Consider the following 14,384-nt stretch of genomic DNA (forward strand, 5'->3'; position numbering starts at 1 on the left):
CGCCCGCGCCACCGCACAGCCGCGCCCCCGGGGGCTCCGACCGTCCAGGTCGGGGCCCCGACGCGCGTTCCCGGCGGGTGATTTGGACACGGCTGGATAACGTCGGCGCAGACCCCTTGTCAGTACAATTTCACATTACTATGTTACCGGTCACGTCGTAGAGCGCGGCCCTTCCCTGGAGTGACCATGACCAAGCGCCATCAACTCGCCCTCGCCACCGCCCTGGTGGCGGCCCTCGCGCTCGGCGCCTCGGGCTGTTCCGACACCAAGAAGGGCTCGGAGGGCGCCGGCGCCTCCAACCCGGTCGCCGCGGGCGACGGCCGGACCATCGGCGGTACCCCGGTCAAGGGCGGCACCCTCACCATCCTGTCCAACCAGGACTTCGCCCACCTCGACCCGGCCCGCAACTGGGTCATGCCGACCATGGACTTCGGCACCCGGCTGCTCTACCGCACCCTGGTCACCTTCAAGGCCGAACCGGGCAAGGGCGGCAGCGACCTCGTCCCGGACCTCGCCACCGACCTCGGCACCCCCAGCAACGGCGGCCGCACCTGGACCTTCACCCTCAAGGAGGGCCTGAAGTACGAGGACGGCACACCGATCAAGGCCGCCGACATCAAGTACAACGTCGAGCGCTCCTTCGCCCCGGACCTCACCGGCGGCCCCGACTACGCCGCCCAGTACCTGGCCGGCGCCGACGGCTACAAGGGCCCCCTCCAGGGCAAGCACCTGGACTCGGTCAAGACCCCGGACGACCGCACGATCGTCTTCGAACTGAAGCGGCCCGTCGCCGAGTTCTCCGCCACCACCACCCTGCCGACCTTCGCCCCCGTCCCCGTCGCCCAGGAGAAGGGCCCCCAGTACGACGCCCGCCCCTTCTCCTCCGGTCCGTACAAGATCGAGTCCTACGACCGGGACAAGAAGCTCGTTCTCGTCCGCAACGAGCACTGGGACCCCAAGACGGACACCGTCCGCAAGGCCTATCCCGACAAGTTCGTGGTGGTCATGGGCCTCAAGGGCGGCCAGATCGACGACCGCATCATCGCGGGCGAGGGCGCCGACGCCTCCGCCGTCCAGTGGTCCAACATGCGCCCCGAGAGCGCCCCCAAGGTGCTGCCCAAGCCCGAGATCAAGCAGCGCCTCCTCGCCGAGTCCCAGGGCTGCACCGAGATGCTCAGCCTCAACAACTCCCGCGCCCCCTTCAACGACCCCAAGGTCCGCGAGGCCGTGCAGTACGCGGTCGACAAGGAGGCCATCATGACCGCGAACGGCGGCCCGGCCCTCAACGAGGTCGCCACCGCCTACCTGCCGCCCGCCCTCTCCGGCGGCAAGCAGGCCGACACCCTCAAGATCGCCCCGACCGGCGACCCCGCCAAGGCCAAGGAACTCCTGCGGGCCGCTGGCAAGGAGAAGCTGAAGGTGTCCCTCGCCGTCTCCACCGGCGACAAGGGCGAGGCCGAGGCCATCCAGCAGAGCCTGTCCCGCGCGGGCATCGAGGTGGTCATCGACACCATCGACCCGGGCGCCTACTACGACGTCATCGGCGACCTGTCCACCACCCCCGACATGACCATGAGTGGCTGGTGCCCCGACTACCCCTCGGGCTCGACCTGGATCCCCATGGTCTTCGACGGCCGCACCATCAAGGCCAAGGGCAACCAGGGCAACAACAGCCAGTTCCGCGACGACGAGACCATGAAGCGGATCGACGAGATCAACGCCATGGCCGACGCCAAGCAGGCCAACCAGGCCTGGAAGGACCTCGACGCGGCCATCATGGCCAAGTCCCCGTCCGTGCCGCTCTTCCTGGAGCGCAAGCCGCTGCTCGTCGGACCCAACATCGCGGGCGCCTTCGGCCACCCCGTCTGGGTCGGCCAGATCGACTACGCCACCGTCGGTCTCAAGGACCCGGCGAAGAGCCAGGGCTGAGCATGACCGACACCGCACCCGCCACCGCCCCGGCGGCGGTGGCGGCGAAGGTCCCCCCGGGAAGCAGCCCCTGGCAGCTCGCCCGGCGGGAGCTCCGCCGCCGCCCCGCCGTCCGCGTCAGCCTCGCCATCGTCGTCCTCTTCGTCCTGATGGCCGTCGCCGCCCCCTGGCTCGGCGCCCTCGGCGGCTGGACCCCGGACACCTTCGACAAGGGCGCCATCGACCCCTACCTCGGCGGTCTCCCGCTCGGCTCCCTCGGCGGCATCGGCCCCGAGCACTGGCTCGGCGTCGAACCCGTCACCGGCCGCGACCTGTTCGCGCGCGTCGTGCACGGCGCCCAGGTCTCCCTCCTGATCGCCTTCGCCGCCACCGCGATCGTCGTCCTCGCGGGCACCGCCGCGGGCATCGCCGCCGGCTACTTCGGCGGCCGTACCGACGCCGTGCTGTCCCGGCTCATGGACCTGACCATGTCCTTCCCGTCCCTCATCTTCATGATCGCGGTCCTGTCGGTGGCCAAGGACGTCAACCGGATCGTCCTCATGACCGCCGTCATCGGCCTCTTCGGCTGGCCCGGCATCGCCCGCGTCGTGCGCGGCCAGACCCTCTCCCTCAAACACCGCGAGTACGTCGACGCGGCCCGGGTCGGCGGCGCGAGCTCCTGGCGGATCCTGACCCGCGACATCCTGCCCGGCGTCTCCGGCCCCGTCATCGCCTACACCACCCTCCTCATCCCCGGCATGATCAGCACCGAGGCCGCCCTGAGCTACCTGGGCGTCGGCGTCCGCCCGCCCACCCCGTCCTGGGGCCAGATGATCGCCGAGAGCGTCGCGTTCTACGAGACCGACCCCATGTACTTCGTCATCCCCAGCACCTTCCTCTTCCTCGCCGTCCTCGCCTTCACCCTGCTCGGCGACGCACTGCGCGACATCCTCGACCCGAGGGGCGGCCGCACGTGATCCTCTACCTGCTGCGCCGCCTGCTCGCCCTGGCCGGGGTGCTGCTCGCCATCGCCGCCGTCACCTTCCTCATCTTCTACGTGCTGCCCTCCGACCCGGCCGCGGCCGCCTGCGGCAAGACGTGCAGCGTGGAGCGGATCGCCGCGGTCCGCGAGTACCTCGGCCTCGACCAGCCGCTGTGGAAGCAGTTCTACGACTTCCTCAGCGGCATCTTCACCGGGCGCACCCTGGGCACCGGCCAGTACGCCGTGCAGTGCGACTTCCCGTGCCTGGGCTACTCCTACGAGAACTCCCTGCCCGTGTGGGACCTGCTGATGGACCGCCTCCCGGTCTCCGCCTCCCTCGCGCTCGGCGCCGCCGCCCTGTGGCTGCTCCTGGGCCTGGGCGCCGGGGTCACCGCCGCCCTGCGCAAGGACACCGCCACCGACAAGGTCCTGATGGTCGGCGCGGTCGCCGCCGCCTCCCTGCCCGTCTACTTCACCTCCGTGATGCTGATCTACGGCGTGATCCGCGTCGCCGACCTGCTGCCCTACCCCAGCTACCAGCCCTTCACCGGCGACCCCCTCGGCTGGGCGACCAACCTGCTGCTGCCGTGGACCGCGCTCGCGCTGCTGTACGCCGCCATGTACGCCCGCCAGAGCCGCGGTTCGATGATCGAGGCGATGGCCGAGCCGTACATCCGTACCGCCCGGGCCAAGGGCATGCCCGAACGCACCGTCGTCGTCAAACACGGCCTGCGCTCGGCGATGACCCCCATCCTCACCATCTTCGGCATGGACCTCGGCGGCCTGCTCGCCGGCGCCGTCATCACCGAGTCCATCTTCGGACTCCCCGGCATCGGACGGCTCTTCTACGGCGCCCTCGTCAACTCCGACCAGCCGGTGGTCCTCGGGGTCACCCTGCTCGCCGCCTTCTTCATCGTCGTCGCCAACCTCGTCGTCGACCTCCTGTACGCCGTCATCGACCCGAGGGTGAGGTACTGATGGCCGCTCTCCTTGAAGTGCGCGACCTGCAGGTCACGTTCAGCACCCCGCGCGGCACCGTCCGCGCCGTGGACTCCCTCGGCTTCACCGTCGAGGCGGGCCGCACCCTCGGCATCGTCGGCGAGTCCGGCTCCGGCAAGTCGGTCACCTCGCTCGCCGTCATGGGACTGCACCGCGGCGCCGAGATCGGTGGCTCCATCGCCCTGGACGGCCGCGAACTCACCACGCTCGGCGAGAAGGAGCTGTCCCGGCTGCGCGGCCGCAAGATGGCCATGATCTTCCAGGACCCGCTCTCCAGCCTGCACCCCTACTACACGGTCGGCGAACAGATCGCCGAGCACTTCCGCGTCCACTTCAAGGCCGGCCGGGCGGCCGCCCGCAAGCGCGCCGTGGACATGCTGGGCGAGGTCGGCATCCCCGAACCGGCCCGCCGCGCGGGGGAGTACCCGCACCAGTTCTCCGGCGGCATGCGCCAGCGCGCGATGATCGCGATGGCGCTGGCCTGCGAACCCGACCTGCTCATCGCGGACGAGCCCACCACCGCCCTGGACGTGACCGTCCAGGCGCAGATCCTCGAACTCATCGCCACGCTCCAGCAGGACCGCGGCCTCGGCGTGGTCATGATCACGCACGACCTGGGCGTGGTTGCCCGCGTCGCCCACGAGGTCCTGGTCATGTACGGCGGCCGGGCTGCCGAACAGGCGCCGGTGGACGAGCTGTTCGTTGACCCCGCCCACCCCTACACCCGGGGCCTGCTCGACTCCCTGCCCCGGCTGGACGACGCCGACGACCAGCCGCTGCGGACCATCCCCGGCTCCCCGCCCTCCCTGCGCGAGCCGGCCCCCGGCTGCGCCTTCGCCCCGCGCTGCGCCCGCGCCGCCGCCGGGACGGACGCCGAGCGGGTGCTCTGCACGACCGTCCGGCCCGCCCTCGATCCGTACGCGGGCACCGAGCGCCGGGTGGCCTGCCACTTCGCGGGGCCCGGCGCGGCCCCGTCCGGCGCGGAGCCCGTACAGGAGGCATCCCGGTGACCACCACGACCACGACGAGCACCCCGGCCGGGGGCGCGGCCGCCGCCCGGCCCCTGCTGTCCGTCCGCGACCTGACCATGGCCTTCCCCGGCAAGCGCTCCGTCACCGGCCGCCGCGGCGACCCGGTCCGGGCCGTGGACGGGGTCTCCTTCGAGCTGGCCGCCGGGGAGACCCTCGGCCTGGTGGGGGAGTCGGGCTGCGGGAAGTCCACCACCGGCCGGATGCTGGTCCGGCTGCTGCAACCCACCTCGGGCAGCATCGCCTTCGAGGGCCGGGAGATCGCCCGGCTCTCCCAGGGCGCCATGCGGCCCCTGCGGCGCCACCTCCAGATGGTGTTCCAGGATCCGCACTCCTCGCTCAACCCCCGCCAGACCGTGGCCCGGATCATCTCCGACCCGCTCCTGGTGCAGGGCTGGAGCGCCGCCGACGCCCGCCGCCGCGCGGCCGAGCTGATGGAGCTGACCGGGCTGATCCCCGAGCACATCGACCGCTACCCGCACGAGTTCTCCGGCGGCCAGGCCCAGCGCATCGGCATCGCCCGCTCACTGGCCACCAGCCCGCGCCTGATCATCGCCGACGAGCCGGTCTCCGCGCTCGACGTCTCCGTGCAGGCCCAGATCGTCAACCTGATGGAACGGCTGCGCCGCGAACTCGGCCTCGCCTACGTCTTCATCGCGCACGACCTCTCGGTGGTCAAGCGGGTCAGCGACCGGGTCGCCGTGATGTACCTCGGCCGGATCGTCGAGATCGGTGACAAGCACGCGCTGTACGCCGACCCGCAGCACCCCTACACGCGGGCGCTGCTGTCCGCCGTACCGCTGCCGGATCCGGCGGCCGAGCGGCGCCGGGAGCGGATCGTGCTGCTCGGCGACCCGCCGAGCCCGGCCGCGCCGCCGCCCGGGTGCTCCTTCCACCCGCGCTGCCCCAAGGCGCAGGCCGTCTGCCGCACCGACCGGCCCGTGCTCCAGCTCGTCGCGGGGCGCGAGGTCGCATGCCACTTCCCGGGGGACTGACGGGGGTCCCCGGGAAGAGGAGAAGGGCCCCGCCGCCGGAATCCGGCGGCGGGGCCCTTTCGCGTGCGGTCACCCGCGCCGGGCGGGCGGGTCCCGCCTCAGGCCAGGCCCAGCTCCGCGCGGAAGAAGGCCAGTTCCAGCGCCATCACCTTCTCCCGGACCCCGCCCGGCGTCATGTGCGTGACCCCCGGCAGTGCCAGCAGCTGGTGCGGACGGCCCGCGTCGGTCAGCGCCCGCGAGAGCCGCAGGGTGTGCGAGGGGTGCACGTTGTCGTCGGCGAGCCCGTGGACCAGCAGCAGGGGACGCGTCAGCGCCGGGGCATCCCCGATCAGGCAGTCCCGCTCGTAGACCTCCGGCTCCTCCTGGGGCAGGCCCAGGTAGCGCTCGGTGTACGCCGTGTCGTAGTGCCGGAAATCGGTCGGCGCGGCTCCTGCCACCGCCGCGTGGAAGACGTCGGGGCGCCTCAGCACGCCCATCGCGGCCAGGTAGCCGCCGTAGGACCAGCCGCGCACCCCGACCCGGCCGAGGTCCAGGTCCGGGTGCCGCTCGCCCAGCGCGCGCAGCGCCGCCACCTGGTCCTCCATCGTCACCTTCGAGAACCCGCGGTACATGGCGTGGGTGAAGGCCGGCGAGACGTACGGGGTGCCCCGGTTGTCGACGGTGACCACCGCGAAGCCCTGGTCGGCCCACCACTGGCGGGCCTGCCAGCGCCGCGGCTCCGCGGACACGTCCTGGTAGCCGGGGCCGCCGTAGGTGTCGAGCAGGACGGGCAGCCGCCGCCCCGGGACGTGCCCGCGCGGCAGCACCAGCGCGGTGGGGATCCCCCGCTCGGTGACCCGCTCGAACCGCGGCGCCACCCGGTACGGCAGCGGCTCGGCGAGGTCGGTGACGCCCAGCTCCCGCCCGTCCGCCGTGCGCACGGTCCGCCGGAACCCGCCGGCGCCGGCCGAGGTCAGCAGCAGCGCCCCGGCGGAGGTCAGCGCCGTGTGCACGCCGGGGCCGTCGGCCAGCGGCGTCAGCTCCCCGGTGCCGGTGTCGAGCAGCACCACCTGCTGCTCGGCGGGGTCCCGCAGCCCGGCCTCGACGAGCAGCCGCCCCCGGTACTCGCCCAGCACGCCCCGCACCTGGACCCCGTCCCCGGTGAGCGCTACGCCGTCCACGGCCAAGGCGCGCGCGGCCCCGCCCGGGGTGTCGAGCGCGGTCAGCATCCGCCCGTCGGACAGCCGGGCCGGGGTGCCGGGCACCATCGGGTCCACCCACTGGGGATGCGTGGTGCGGGACAGCTCCGTGGTCCGCCCGGTGGCCGGGTCGGCGCCGAGCAGCAGCACCGTGCGCTGGAGCCGGTCCTGGACGGTCAGCAGGATCTCGGCGGGGGACTCCCACCCGGCGTCGGAGACGTAGGGGAACGCCGCCGCGTCCCAGTCGAGCCGCACCCCGGGCCCGCCGTCCGCGCCGAGCACCCACAGGCTCACCTCGGCGTTGGGCCCGCCCGCCTCGGGGTACGCGAACTCCTCGGCCGGGCGCTCGGGGTGCTCCGGATCGGCGAACCAGCGGCGCTGGAGGCCCTCTTCGGTGACCCGGGCGGCCAGCAGGGTGCGCCCGTCGGGGGACCACCAGTGGCCGCGGGCCCGGCCCAGTTCCTCGGCGGCCGCGAATTCGGCGACGCCCCAGCGGGCTCCGTCGGCGGGGCTCACCCGGCCGCCGGGGGCGACGTACAGCGCGTCGTCGGCGACGTAGGCGGTGCGCGAACCGTCGGCGTTCGGGCGCGGGTCGAAGGCGGCCGGGGCGGCCGGGATCTCCTCGGGCGCCGCGTCCTGGCCGGCGGTGACCGCGTACAGCCGCCCGTACAGGGCGAAGACCGCCCTGCGGCCGTCACCGGAGAGCGCGTAGGAGCCGATCCCGGCGGCGGTCAGCCGGATCCGCTCGCGCAGGCGGCGTTCGGTCGCGGGCAGTTCGCCGGGACCGTCCGGCAGCAGCGTGCGCGGATCGGCGAGCCGGGTCTCGGCTCCGGTCGCGGTGTCGAGCACCCAGAGGCCGTCGAAGGGATCGGTGGGGCCGGTGGAGCGCAGGAACCAGAGCAGCCGGCCGTCGTCGCCGAAGGAGAACGCGCGGGGGGAGCCGTGGGTGAAGCGCGCGGTGGCCGCCGAGAGGCGGAGGAAGTCGTCCGTGGGATCCATGCGCAGAGTGTGACATGTGAAATAGCACATGCTCTAGTCCGTTCGAGTGGTGACCCCCGGGACCCGGGCTTAGCGTCGAACAGTGGACCCGAACACATCGCCGAGCACCAGCGGGACCGAAGGCAAGGTCCGAGGGAACGGCGACGAGCAACGGCACGGGAACGGACTCGCACTGCTCGTCATCGCCTCCTGCCAACTCATGGTCGTTCTCGACATCACCATCGTGAACATCGCGCTGCCCCACATCCAGACCGCCCTCAAGTTCTCCACCGAGAGCCTCTCGTGGGTCGTCAGCGCCTACACCCTCACCTTCGGCGGACTGCTGCTGCTGGGCGGCCGCACCGGTGACATCCTCGGCCGTCGCCGCGTCTTCGTCTTCGGCGTCCTGCTCTTCGGCCTGGCCTCGCTGCTCGGCGGATTCTCCCAGAACGCGGGCCAGTTGCTGGCCGCCCGTGCCCTCCAGGGCGTCGGCGGGGCCATCGCGTCCCCCACCGCGCTCGCCCTGATCACGACCACCTTCCGCGAGGGGCCCGAACGCAACCGCGCCTTCGGCGTGTTCGCGGGCGTCTCGGCGGGCGGCGGCGCCATCGGGCTGCTCGCCGGCGGCGCGCTCGTCGAATGGCTCAACTGGCGCTGGGTGCTCTTCGTGAACGTCCCCATCGCGATACTGATCGCCGTCGCGACCCCGAAGGTGATCCGCGAGTCCGAACGCCATCCCGGACACTTCGACTTCGTGGGCGCCCTGACCGCGACGGTGGGCATGGTGTGCCTGGTCTACGGGTTCATCCGGGCCTCGCAAGAAGGGTGGACCGACCCGTACACCCTCGCGTCCTTCGCCGTGGCCGTCGTCCTGCTCACCTGCTTCATCCTGGTGGAGCGGCGCTCGCCACAGCCGATCACCCCGCTGCACATGTTCGCCGACCGCAACCGGGCCGGGACCTACGGCATGATGCTCTTCCTCGCCTGCGCCATGTTCGGCATGTTCTTCTTCCTCACCCTCTTCGTGCAGAACGTGCTCGGGTTCACCCCCATCCGCGCCGGCCTCGCCTTCCTCCCGGTCAGCGCCGTGATCGCGGTGGGCGCGGGCATCACCTCCCAGCTGCTGCCGAAGTTCGGGCCCAAACCCTTCATGGTCGGCGGCGCCCTCTTCGCGGCCGCCGGGCTCGGCTGGCTCACCTTCACCGACGTGCACTCCACCTACCTCGGCAGCATCCTCGGCCCGATGCTCCTGTTCAGCCTCGGCATGGGCATGCAGTTCGTCTCGCTGACGCTGATGGCCCTCTCCAACGTCCCCCACCGCGAATCGGGCGCCGCGTCCGGACTGCTCAACACCATGCAGCAGGTGGGCGGTTCACTGGGCCTGTCCATCCTGGTGACCCTCTACGGCACGGCCAGCCGCAACGAGGCCACGAAGCAGGTCCCGGCCTTCCTGGCCAACGCCACCCCCGAACAGAAGGCCGCCTTCCGGCAGACCGGCCGGCTGCCCGGCGCGTACGGCGCCCAGGTGCTGACCTCCGGCGTCTCGGCGGCGTTCGTCGTCGCGGCCCTCTTCGCCCTGGTCGCGGCCGTCATCGCGCTGGTCGTCATCCAGGTCCGGCCCTCCGACCTCGAACGGCTGAAGGGCACGCACACCCCGGCGGCCGTCTGAAGCGGCCGACCCGGGCGCGGTCCTCCCCGCGCACCACGGCGGGGCCGGGCGGAAGGATCCGCCCGGCCCCGCCGTCCCCCGTCGGTCACCCCCACCCTCGCAGGGCGCGGAGCCGGGGTATTGGACAAAAACGCCATGGCGCGCAGCGGCGGCCGCCCACCGGTGGTCCAGCAGCCCGCGGCTACCGCGTCGGCCGCAGCGGGCGGATCCGGCAGCGCGCCGGGCCGGTGGCCCGCAGGGTGATCCCGGTGCTGACCGGAACCTCGGTGTCCACGGCCTCGAAGGCGTACGCCCGCAGGGTCATGGCCAGGGCGATCACCGACTCCAGCATCGAGAAGTGCTGGCCGATGCACGCGCGCGGACCCCCGCCGAAGGGGAACCAGGCGTAGCGCGGCCGGGCCGCCTCCGCCTCGGGCGTGAAGCGGTCCGGATCGAAGCGCTCCGGCTCGGGCCAGTACTCCGGGTGCCGGTGGGTCACCCACGGCGCCAGGATCACCGTCGCGCCCGCCGGGACGGCGTGCCCGTCGATCTCCGCCGCGGCGACCGCCTGGCGCCCGATGACCGGAGCCGCCGGGTAGAGCCGCATGGCCTCCTTGAGCACCCGCGTGAGGTACGGCAAGCGCTCCAGGTCCGCGGCTTCGGGCGTACGGTCGCCCAGCACCCGGGAGACCTCCTCGCGCGCGCGAGTCTGGAGCTCGGGGTGGCGGGCCAGCAGGTGCAGGGCGAAGGCGAGCGAGGTGGCCGTGGTCTCGTGCCCGGCGAGCAGGAAGATCAGTACCTGGTCGCGCAGCTCGCCGGCGTCGAAGGAGGCGTCGTCCGCGCTCTCGGCGGCCGCGAGCAGGGTGAGCAGGTCCTCGCCGTCGCGCGCCGCGGCGGGGCCCGCTTCCGGGGCGCGGCCGGCGGCCCCCGGCCCCCGGTCCGCCGTGCCGCGCCGTTCGGCGATGATCCGGTCGCACACCCCGTACAGCTCCTCCATCGCGGCGGCCGCCCGCCGGTTGCCCGGAGTCGGCCAGGAGCGGGGGATGTTGGCGGGGGAGTACCCGCGCCGGAGCACGTACTCCGTGATGACCGGAAAACACCGGTCTACGACGTCGACGGTGGCGTCGACATCGGTACCGAAGAGGATCCGGGCGACCGCGCGCAGCGCCAGGTGCGTCATCTCGACCGAGACGTCGACCACCGCGTCCTCGGCCTCCCGCCAGCTCTCCAGGGTCTGCGCGGTCTCGGCGGCCACCGCGGCGGCGTACCCGTCGACCCGGCGGCGCGTGAACAGCGGCTGGACCAGCCGTCGCTGGCGCTGGTAGTCCTCGTCCTGACTGGTCAGCAGGCCGTTGCCGAAGGAGTCCCGGACCTCCTGGTAGAAGGGGTTGTCCTTGCGGAAGTTGGCCGACTCCGAGGCCAGGACCCGCTGCGCGCCCTCCGCGGAGAAGACGCCGTACAGCTCGGCCCGCAGCCCGGGCGGCCCGGCGCTGATCCGCACGACGTCCCCGTGCCGCTGCTGCGCCCGCAGGTAGGTGCCGAGCGAATCCGACGTGAGGTCGAACAGCGACCCGAGCAGCGGCACCCCCTCCAACCGCGGAGTCCGCACCCGGCCCGCCCCGCCCGACGCTGCTGTTTCCACTGACATGGCCGCCCCCTCGACACGTACCGACGGGCCGATTCTGCCGGGCCGCCGCGGCGAGCGGCGGGCCCTTACGGCCGAAACCGGCCGTTCCGCGGGTGCCACCTCGCCGCTCGCCCGTCGCCCCTCGTCCTACTTGTCGCAGGCGATGCCGTCGTTGTCCCGGTCCAGGGCCTTGCGGTAGCCGGGTTCGCCGCGCCGGATGGGCGCCGCCCCGGCGGCGCGGGCCGCGGCGCAGTTGCTGTAGTAGGCGTCCGACCCGCCGCCCCCGCTGCTCGCGGCGGTGTCACCGTTGCCGCCGTCGCCGCCGGTGCTGCCGGTGTCGGTGGGGACGGTGGCCTTCGGCTTGGGCGCGGGGACGGGCGTCGTGCTGGCGGCGGGAGCGGGGGCCTTCGAGGGGTGCAGCGCCGCCCCGGCCTTCCCGGGACACGGCGTTCCGGGCGCCACCAGGGACAGTTCCACCGCCGTGTCGGGCGCCACCGGGGCGCCCCCGGCGGGGGTCTGGAAGCAGACCGTCCAGGCGCCGTGCGCCGCGGCGAGGGTGACGTCGGAGTAGGCGCTGCGGGCCTCGACGGGCCGGGTGACGAGCGCCTTGACCGCCGTCTCCGCCTCGCTGAACCCCTTTCCGACGACCGAGGGCATCACGGCGGCGGTGGACGGGGACGCCGGCGCGGACACCGACGCGGAAGGGGACGTGGAAGCGCTCGGCCGGGTCGCCCCCGCCGCCTTCGGCGCGGGGTCCTCACACCCCGCTCCCAGCAACAGGACCGCACTCACGACGACGGCGGCGGCCGCCCCACGGCGAACGAACACGATGGACCCCCCAAGTTCAGCATTGAACAAAGCCCGCAGCCTATGCGCGCCGCCGGACCCGGGGGGAGGCATTGACGAAACTGCTCGCCGGTCCCACTGCCTACAATGAGCGAATGATCTTCATTGTGGTGAAATTCGCCGTCAAGCCGGAGTACGTCGACCAGTGGCCCGAAAAGGTCGCCGACTTCACCCGCGGCACCCGCGCGGAGCCGGGCAACCTCTGGTTCGAGTGGTCCCGCAGCCTGGAGGAGCCGGACACCTACGTCCTGGTCGAGGCGTTCCAGGACGGCGCGGGCGAAGCGCACGTCAATTCCGACCACTTCAGCGCCGGCCTGGAGGCCATGCGCCCCCTGCTCACCCGGACGCCCGAGATCGTCAGCACGACGATCGAGGGCGCCACGGGCTGGAGCCGGATGGGCGAACTCCAGATCGACTGAGCCGGTCAGATGTCGCGGAAGATCTCGATCTGGGCGCCGACCGAGTTGAGGCGCTCGGCGAGTTCCTCGTAGCCGCGGTTGATGACGTAGACGTTGCGGAGCACCGAGGTGCCTTCCGCCGCCATCATCGCGAGCAGGACGACCACCGCGGGGCGCAGGGCCGGGGGGCACATCATCTCGGCCGCGCGCCAGCGGGTGGGGCCCTCGACCAGGACGCGGTGCGGGTCCAGGAGCTGGAGGCGGCCGCCGAGCCGGTTGAGGTCGGTGAGGTAGATGGCCCGGTTGTCGTACACCCAGTCGTGGATCAGGGTCTGGCCCTGGGCCACGGCGGCGATGGCCGCGAAGAACGGGACGTTGTCGATGTTCAGCCCGGGGAACGGCATCGGGTGGATCTTGTCGATCGGCGCCTCCAGCTTGGAGGGACGGACCGTCAGGTCGACCAGGCGGGTCCGGCCGTTGTCGGCGGTGTACTCCGCGGAACGGTCGTGGTCGAGGCCCATCTCCTCCAGCACCGCGAGTTCGATCTCCATGAACTCGATCGGAACCCGGCGGATCGTCAGTTCCGACTCCGTGACGACGGCGGCGGCGAGCAGGCTCATCGCCTCGACCGGGTCTTCGGAGGGGGAGTAGTCGACGTCGACGTCGATGGTCGGGACGCCGTGCACGGTCAGCGTGGTGGTGCCGACGCCCTCGACCTTGACGCCCAGCGCCTCCAGGAAGAAGCACAGGTCCTGGACCATGTAGTTGGACGAGGCGTTGCGGATGACGGTGACGCCGTCGTGCCGGGCGGCGGCGAGCAGCGCGTTCTCGGTGACGGTGTCCCCGCGCTCGGTCAGCACGATCGGGCGGTCGGGGGAGACGCCGGCCTCGACCTGGGCGTGGTAGATGCCCTCGGTCGCGGTGATGTCCAGGCCGAAGCGGCGCAGGGCGATCATGTGCGGCTCGATGGTGCGGGTGCCGAGGTCGCAGCCGCCCGCGTAGGGCAGCTTGAAGTGGTCCATCCGGTGCAGCAGGGGACCCAGGAACATGATGATGCTCCGGGTCCGGCGGGCCGCGTCGGCGTCCATCGCGTCCATGTCGAGCCTGGCCGGCGGGATCAGTTCGAGGTCCACGCCGCCGTTGATCCAGCGGGTGCGCACGCCGATGGAGTTCAGTACCTCCAGAAGGCGGTACACCTCTTCGATGCGGGCGACCCGGCGGAGCACGGTGCGGCCCTTGTTGAGCAGCGAGGCGCAGAGCAGTGCGACGCAGGCGTTCTTGCTGGTCTTGACGTCGATGGCGCCGGAGAGACGACGGCCGCCGACCACCCGCAGGTGCATCGGGCCGGAGTAACCCAGGGACACGATCTCGCTGTCGAGCGCTTCACCGATTCGGGCGATCATCTCAAGGCTGATGTTCTGGTTGCCGCGCTCGATGCGGTTCACCGCGCTCTGGCTGGTGCCGAGGGCGTCGGCGAGCTGACTCTGTGTCCAGCCCCGGTGCTGACGGGCGTCACGGATGAGCTTGCCGATGCGTACGAGGTAGTCGTCTGCCATGGCTGCACGGTATCTCACATATGAGATGTAGATCGCGCCGGGTGTGGCAGACGGGTGTCACCGACCGTCAGCCGCCGCGCGTCCTTCCCCACTCGGGCCCCGGGCCACGGCTGACGCCCCGTCGGGGACTCGGCGCCCTCCCGTGTCCCCCGTATCCGGATATACCGGACGCCGACCCCCTGTCGGGGTGCGGCCCCGGTGGCCCAATCCCGCCCGCGGCCCGGCGGGCACGCCTCAATCG

The 14,384-nt window shown here is 72.4% G+C and carries 11 protein-coding genes; 7 read left to right on the forward strand and 4 right to left on the reverse strand.

The window, feature by feature from the left end; translation table 11 throughout:
- Positions 1–186 precede the first annotated feature (186 nt).
- The 5 genes from ABZY31_RS06320 (at position 187) to ABZY31_RS06340 (ending at position 5,912) form a co-directional block, all read left to right on the forward strand.
- Positions 187–1,929: an ABC transporter substrate-binding protein gene (locus ABZY31_RS06320; protein ID WP_356405401.1), complete on the forward strand. Its 1,743-nt coding sequence runs from the start codon at positions 187–189 to the stop codon at positions 1,927–1,929.
- A 2-nt stretch (positions 1,930–1,931) separates the two neighbouring features.
- On the forward strand, positions 1,932–2,885 hold the full coding sequence (locus ABZY31_RS06325) for an ABC transporter permease (protein ID WP_356405402.1): 954 nt from the start codon (positions 1,932–1,934) through the stop codon (positions 2,883–2,885).
- Positions 2,882–3,868, forward strand: coding sequence for an ABC transporter permease (locus tag ABZY31_RS06330; RefSeq protein ID WP_356405404.1), 987 nt, complete (start codon positions 2,882–2,884; stop codon positions 3,866–3,868). Before ABZY31_RS06325 ends, ABZY31_RS06330 begins: the two co-directional genes overlap by 4 nt.
- Positions 3,868–4,899, forward strand: a complete 1,032-nt coding sequence (locus ABZY31_RS06335; RefSeq protein WP_356405405.1) for an ABC transporter ATP-binding protein — start codon at positions 3,868–3,870, stop codon at positions 4,897–4,899. Before ABZY31_RS06330 ends, ABZY31_RS06335 begins: the two co-directional genes overlap by 1 nt.
- A 77-nt stretch (positions 4,900–4,976) precedes the next feature.
- Positions 4,977–5,912, forward strand: a complete 936-nt coding sequence (locus tag ABZY31_RS06340; RefSeq protein ID WP_356405646.1) for an oligopeptide/dipeptide ABC transporter ATP-binding protein — start codon at positions 4,977–4,979, stop codon at positions 5,910–5,912.
- Between the two features lie 98 nt (positions 5,913–6,010).
- On the opposite strand, the gene ABZY31_RS06345 is transcribed toward ABZY31_RS06340, so the two are convergent.
- Positions 6,011–8,089, reverse strand: a complete 2,079-nt coding sequence (locus tag ABZY31_RS06345) for a prolyl oligopeptidase family serine peptidase (protein WP_356405407.1) — start codon at positions 8,087–8,089, stop codon at positions 6,011–6,013.
- 82 nt (positions 8,090–8,171) lie between these two features.
- Between ABZY31_RS06345 and ABZY31_RS06350 the strand changes: the two genes are divergently transcribed.
- Complete coding sequence (locus ABZY31_RS06350; RefSeq protein WP_356405409.1) at positions 8,172–9,737, forward strand: MFS transporter; 1,566 nt, start codon at positions 8,172–8,174, stop codon at positions 9,735–9,737.
- Positions 9,738–9,918: 181 nt separating this feature from the next.
- On the opposite strand, the gene ABZY31_RS06355 is transcribed toward ABZY31_RS06350, so the two are convergent.
- Both ABZY31_RS06355 and ABZY31_RS06360 read right to left on the reverse strand, forming a co-directional pair.
- A complete protein-coding gene (locus tag ABZY31_RS06355) occupies positions 9,919–11,364 on the reverse strand; it encodes a cytochrome P450 (protein ID WP_356405411.1) in 1,446 nt (481 codons plus the stop codon).
- Between the two features lie 126 nt (positions 11,365–11,490).
- A complete protein-coding gene (locus ABZY31_RS06360; protein ID WP_356405413.1) occupies positions 11,491–12,171 on the reverse strand; it encodes an excalibur calcium-binding domain-containing protein in 681 nt (226 codons plus the stop codon).
- A 113-nt stretch (positions 12,172–12,284) separates the two neighbouring features.
- Between ABZY31_RS06360 and ABZY31_RS06365 the strand changes: the two genes are divergently transcribed.
- The gene (locus ABZY31_RS06365) at positions 12,285–12,608 is read left to right on the forward strand and encodes a putative quinol monooxygenase (protein WP_356405414.1); all 324 of its coding nucleotides are present in this window, start codon (positions 12,285–12,287) and stop codon (positions 12,606–12,608) included.
- Positions 12,609–12,613: 5 nt separating this feature from the next.
- Here ABZY31_RS06365 and ABZY31_RS06370 read toward each other — a convergent pair whose 3' ends face one another.
- Positions 12,614–14,143 carry a UDP-N-acetylglucosamine 1-carboxyvinyltransferase gene (locus ABZY31_RS06370; RefSeq protein ID WP_356405416.1) on the reverse strand — a complete coding sequence of 510 codons (1,530 nt, stop codon included), beginning with the start codon at positions 14,141–14,143 and terminating at the stop codon, positions 12,614–12,616.
- Positions 14,144–14,384: the final 241 nt, after the last annotated feature.

Source organism: Streptomyces sp. NPDC006529 (assembly GCF_040611795.1).
Classification (GTDB): Bacteria; Actinomycetota; Actinomycetes; order Streptomycetales; family Streptomycetaceae; genus Streptomyces.

Bases quoted from the DNA above. Each gene is read 5' to 3' on its own strand.
- ABZY31_RS06355 (WP_356405411.1), bottom strand. From the start codon at position 11,364: ATGTCAGTGGAAACAGCAGCGTCGGGCGGGGCGGGCCGGGTGCGGACT.
- ABZY31_RS06345 (WP_356405407.1), bottom strand. From the start codon at position 8,089: ATGGATCCCACGGACGACTTCCTCCGCCTCTCGGCGGCCACCGCGCGC.
- ABZY31_RS06325 (WP_356405402.1), top strand. From the start codon at position 1,932: ATGACCGACACCGCACCCGCCACCGCCCCGGCGGCGGTGGCGGCGAAG.
- ABZY31_RS06335 (WP_356405405.1), top strand. From the start codon at position 3,868: ATGGCCGCTCTCCTTGAAGTGCGCGACCTGCAGGTCACGTTCAGCACC.
- ABZY31_RS06320 (WP_356405401.1), top strand. From the start codon at position 187: ATGACCAAGCGCCATCAACTCGCCCTCGCCACCGCCCTGGTGGCGGCC.
- ABZY31_RS06365 (WP_356405414.1), top strand. From the start codon at position 12,285: ATGATCTTCATTGTGGTGAAATTCGCCGTCAAGCCGGAGTACGTCGAC.
- ABZY31_RS06370 (WP_356405416.1), bottom strand. From the start codon at position 14,143: ATGGCAGACGACTACCTCGTACGCATCGGCAAGCTCATCCGTGACGCC.
- ABZY31_RS06340 (WP_356405646.1), top strand. From the start codon at position 4,977: ATGGCCTTCCCCGGCAAGCGCTCCGTCACCGGCCGCCGCGGCGACCCG.